The sequence below is a fragment of the Marinospirillum sp. genome (genome assembly GCF_014859565.1).
Genome location: NZ_JACUUA010000372.1, coordinates 1 through 2,272, shown reverse-complemented (window position 1 = coordinate 2,272; position 2,272 = coordinate 1). Strand labels below are relative to the sequence as shown.

General features: G+C 50.8%; 3 protein-coding genes. 1 reads left to right on the top strand and 2 read right to left on the bottom strand.

Annotated elements, in window-relative coordinates; all coding sequences use genetic code 11:
- A partial coding sequence (locus IBX50_RS19805; protein ID WP_292258116.1) for an NAD(P)/FAD-dependent oxidoreductase occupies positions 1-1,216 on the bottom strand: 1,216 nt, incomplete at its 3' end.
- A 165-nt stretch (positions 1,217-1,381) separates the two neighbouring features.
- Between IBX50_RS19805 and rlmE the strand changes: the two genes are divergently transcribed.
- Positions 1,382-2,002: a 23S rRNA (uridine(2552)-2'-O)-methyltransferase RlmE gene (gene rlmE, locus IBX50_RS19800; protein ID WP_292258115.1), complete on the top strand. Its 621-nt coding sequence runs from the start codon at positions 1,382-1,384 to the stop codon at positions 2,000-2,002.
- A gap of 37 nt (positions 2,003-2,039) precedes the next feature.
- On the opposite strand, the gene IBX50_RS19795 is transcribed toward rlmE, so the two are convergent.
- Positions 2,040-2,272, bottom strand: a 233-nt coding sequence (locus IBX50_RS19795) for an antibiotic biosynthesis monooxygenase (RefSeq protein ID WP_292258114.1), incomplete at its 5' end; no start/stop codon positions are given.

The window sequence follows — 2,272 nt, the reverse complement described above, 5'->3', positions numbered from 1 at the left end:
AATCACAGCCACCTAATTGATAGGCGATGGCTTCGAGCTTTTCCTGCAGCTCAATTCCGGCTAAGGGGCTACCGGGAAAATCTTTTTCCGGTTCTATGCCAACCACGATGCCGGCATTGGCATTGCGCTCCTTACGTGAGTATTGACTCATGCCATTGGTCACTACGCGGCCTTCTTCTGAGGTGGCGGCGACGACCTGACCACCGGGACACATACAAAAGCTGTACACGGCACGGCCATTTTTAGCGTGATGTATCAGCTTATAGTCAGCGGCACCGAGGGATTCATGGCCAGCGTATTTACCCAAACGGGCTTTGTCGATCATGGATTGTGGATGTTCAATACGAAAACCTATGGCGAAGGGTTTCGGCTCAATAAACACCTGCTTGCGGTGCAGCATTCTGAAGGTGTCACGAGCACTGTGTCCTAGTGCCAGCACAACATGGTTGCTGGATATTTGGGTGCCATCAGCCAGCTCCACTCCCTGAATGTGTCCCGCATCGATGAGCAGATCGGTCACTCTGGATTCAAAGCGTATCTCACCACCTAACGCGATAATTTCTGCGCGCATTTTCGCAACCACACTGGTCAGACGGAAGGTACCGATATGCGGTTTGCTGACGTAGAGAATGTTGTCAGGCGCCCCCGCTTTAACAAACTCCTGCATCACCTTGCGGCCATAAAACTTGGGATCCTTCACCTGGCTGTAGAGCTTGCCGTCGGAAAATAGCCCTGCACCACCTTCACCATACTGCACATTGGACTCAGGTGAGAGTTGATGTTTGCGCCACAAAGCCCAGGTGTCCTGGGTTCGCTCGCGCACATTACGTCCGCGCTCCAGCACGATGGGCTTAAAGCCCATTTGCGACAGTATCAGTGCGGCAAATAAACCACAGGGGCCAAAACCTATTACTATCGGTCGTTCAGTCAGGCTGGTGGGAGCCTTGGCAACCGGGTAGTACTGCGTGTCTGGTGCACTGGATACCTGTGGGTCAGCACTAAAACGTGCCAGCACAGCCGCATCATCTGTGGTGTTCAGATGAATAATATACACAAAGGTGATCTCGGTATTTTTTTTGCGCGCATCATAGCTGCGCTTAAATATGTTGAAGTCGATAAGTTCGGAATCTTTTAGTTGCAGGCGTGCAATAATCGCCTGGCGCAGTGCCGGTTCAGGGTGATCAAGGGGCAGCGACAGTTCAGTAAGGCGAATCATGGCAGGTTTCCGGACGGTGGGTCAGATAGAGCGTCGAATTAAATGCCGATTATACCTGCCAGCGGAATCAAAGTCAGTCTGGCTTTTGCTCTAGCTGCATTGGCGCGGACAGGCTGGAAACGTACAATAGTGGTTTTTAAATCCACAGTTGGTTTGAGTTGCACTATGGCCCGTTCGAAAAGCAGTAACCGTTGGTTAGATGAGCATGTTAATGATCCCTATGTAAAAAGGGCACAGGTTGATGGTTATCGCTCCCGTGCCAGTTATAAGCTGCTGGGGATCAATGAAAAAGATAAGCTGATCAAGCCGGGTATGCTGGTGCTGGATCTTGGCTCAGCACCCGGTGGCTGGTCACAGGTGGCATCGAAACTGGTGGCACCCAAAGGCAAGGTGATCGCTTCGGATATTCTACCCATGGACGCCATGGCTGATGTCGAGTTTATTCAGGGTGATTTTACTGAGCAGGCTGTTTTTGATCAGATTATGGCAGCGGTGAACGGTGATCCCGTGAATGTAGTGATCTCCGACATGGCACCAAATATCAGTGGCGTATCCTCGGCAGACCAGGCCGCTTCCATGTATTTGGTTGAGCTGGCACTGGACATGGCCTGTCAGGTTTTGAAGACCAAAGGTAGCTTTGTTGCCAAAGTGTTTCATGGTGAAGGCTATGATGCCTATATCAAATCACTGCGGGAGCATTTCGATACACTGGTGATCCGTAAACCTGAAGCCTCACGCTCACGCTCGCGAGAGGTATTTGTGGTTGCAAAAGGCTATAAAGGCTAAAGTGAGCAGACGGGAGATCTTAGGCGCTCAATGAGTATCACCCTTCATCCGAATAAACACACACATTCCAATCGGCGGCAAGTCCGTCTTCAGCTAAGCAGTAGCGTTCGAAAAAGTTGCTGATCTCATCGCGTTGGCAGTGAGTTTCAAAGCTTGGCATGTCTTTCCAGATTTCATGAAACACGATGGGGAAGCTGGTGCCTTCGGCAAAGGAGCTTTGAATCTGACGGGTGACGGTGTATTGGATACAGCCATCTTCCCTGAGGGTAT